The following is a 2,659-nucleotide window of genomic DNA, read 5'->3' on the forward strand; positions in this document are numbered from 1 at the left end:
TCCGCAGGGTCGCCGCCGAGACCGAGCACGACCGGGTACGGCGCGCCCGCGTCCTCGCCGCGTACGCCGAGATCGCCCTCGCGGCGGGCGACACCGCCGCCGCCCGTGAAGCAGCCGACGGCCTCGGCAGGGCGGCGGACGAACTGGCCGCGCCCTACCTGCGCGCGGTCGCGGCGGGCGCCCGGGGCGCCGTCCTCCTCGCGGAAGGACACCCGGAGCCCGCCTGGGAGGCGCTGCGCGACGCCTGGGAGGCGCTGCGCGACGCCTGGGCGGCGTGGCAGGAGCTGGACGCCCCGTACGAGGCGGCCCGCGTACGCGTCCTGATGGCGCAGGTGTGCGGCGCGCTCGGCGACCACGACACCGCCGAGATGGAACTGGACGCCGCCCGCACCGTGTTCGAGCGGCTCGGCGCGGACCCGCAGCTCGACCGCGTGGACCGGCTCTCCCGGCGCACCGCCCCACCGCGCCTGCCCGGCGGGCTCACCCCGCGCGAGGCGGAGGTGCTGAAACTCGTCGCTGAGGGCGCCACCAACCGGGACATCGCCGCCGCGCTCGTCATCAGCGAGAAGACCGTCGCCCGGCACCTGAACAACATGTTCACGAAACTGGACGTGCCCTCGCGCACAGCGGCCACCGCCTACGCGTACGAACACGGCCTCGCCTGACACCCGTCGCACCGGACGCCCGTATGGGTGGTTCTGCCCACGTCCGCCGCCGCTCCCGATATGCACCGTTCACCCGATGCCCCGGCCCGTCCGCCCCGCCCAGACTCTCCGTAGAGCCTAGGAGAGGAGGCGGAGATGAACAGGACACACACCGCGACCCGTCCCCACGAGCACACCACCGGGCCGGAGGCGAGGCGGCGGGTCCTCACCGGCACCCCGCTCACCGAACACCGCCGTGACCTGGCCGGTGTCCCGACCACCGTCCTGGAGGGCGGCAGCGGACCCCCGATGGTCCTGCTGCACGGCATCGGCCAGTCCGCACTCGGCTGGGTCCGGGTGGTCCCGGACCTCATGGCGTCCTGGACGCTGATCGCTCCCGACCTGCCGGGACAGGGCGCCTCCGAGCTGCCCGCCGGCGTCCCCCTCACCGTCGGCCGGGTCATGGAGTGGCTGGCCGAGCTCATCGCGGCCACCTGCCACGTCCCGCCCGTCCTGGTCGGCCACAACGTCGGCGCCGCCGTCGCCGCACGCTTCGCGGCCGGTCACAGCGGGGCGATCAGCGCGCTGGTGCTCATCGACCCGTTCGGTCTCGGGCCCTTCCGCCCGGCACCGCGCTTCGCGGTCAGCATGGCCGCGTTCCAGGTGCGCCCCACCGAGCGGACCCGGGACCGCCTGCTCGGACGCTGCATGGTCGACTTCGACGGCGTACGGGACGACCTCGGCGACCGCTGGGACGGCCTCGCCGACTACGCGCTCGACCGCGCCCACACCCCCGGCGTGAAGACCGCGGGCCGCACGCTCATGAAGGAGTTCGCCCTCCCCGTGATCCCCCCGGCCGAACTCGCCGCCATCCGCGTCCCCACGACGCTGGTCTGGGGCCGGCAGAACCCCGAGGCCAGGCTGCGGTACGGGGAGGAGGCCGCCGCCCGGTACGGCTGGCCGCTGCACGTCGTCGACGACTGCGGCGCCGACGTCCACCTCGAACGCCCCGACGCCCTCGTGGCGGCCCTGCGCTCGGCGCTCGACTCGAAGGAGCCGAAGGAGCCGAAGGAGTCGAAGGAGTCGAAGGAGTCGAAGGAGTCGAAGGAGTCGAAGGAGGAGACAGCCATGGCCACGCCCACCAAACCCCCCACCACGGACCAGATCCGCTCCGCCTGGGACACCCTGGCGCCCGGGTTCGACCGCCACACCACGCCGCACACCATGCGCTTCGGCGAACAGATCCTGGACAGGGCCGACGTCGGCCCCGGCACCCGCTTCCTGGACGTGGCCGCCGGCAGCGGCGCCCTCGCCCTGCCCGCGGCACACCGGGGCGCTCGGGTCGTCGCCGTCGACATCGCCCCCGCCATGGTGGAGCGCCTCGCCGCCCGCGCCCGCGCGGAGGGCCTCGACCAGGTCCGCGCGCTCGTCATGGACGGGGAGCACCTGGAGCTGGACGACGACGCCTTCGACGTGTCGGCCTCGCTGAACGGCGTCTCCCTCTTCCCGGACCTGCCGCGCGGCCTCGCCGAGATGGTCCGCGTCACCCGTCCGGGCGGCACGGTGCTGGTCGCCGCGTTCGGCCCGCCGCCGGACGTCGAGTTCATCGCCTGGACGGCGGGTGCGCTGCGGGCCGCCGTCCCCGGGTTCACCGGCCTGCCGGCCGACCCGCCGCCGCTGCCCTTCCGGACGGCGGACCCGGACCGGTTCGCCGGGATCCTGCGCGCGGCCGGGCTCGACGGGGTGACGGTACGGCAGGCGGCGCTGGACGCGGAGTTCGGATCCGCGGAGGAGCTGCTGGACACCGTCCGCAGCAGCCACCCGATCGGCGCCGGGTGGATCGCCGGCCTCGGTGAAGCCCAGGCCGCCGAGGTCCGGCAGATCCTGGACGGCATGCTCCGCGAACGCTCGGGCGGCGCGCCGGGCGCCGTGCTGCACAACACGTTCAACATCGGCACCGGCACCGTCCCCGCCGCATGACGCGGGACGGGCACCGACGCCGGGCGGGGCGGCAC

The 2,659-nt window shown here is 75.2% G+C and carries 2 protein-coding genes; both read left to right on the forward strand.

What is annotated here, in order from left to right:
- The coding region (locus tag HTZ82_RS04435) for a response regulator transcription factor (protein ID WP_175407945.1) at nt 1-665 on the forward strand (665 nt) is incomplete at its 5' end.
- A 135-nt stretch (nt 666-800) separates the two neighbouring features.
- Nucleotides 801-2,624 carry an alpha/beta fold hydrolase gene (locus HTZ82_RS31705; protein WP_217623662.1) on the forward strand — a complete coding sequence of 608 codons (1,824 nt, stop codon included), beginning with the start codon at nt 801-803 and terminating at the stop codon, nt 2,622-2,624.
- Nucleotides 2,625-2,659 lie beyond the last annotated feature (35 nt).

The organism is Streptomyces sp. TRM64462 (assembly GCF_013362995.1).
Classification (GTDB): Bacteria; Actinomycetota; Actinomycetes; order Streptomycetales; family Streptomycetaceae; genus Streptomyces.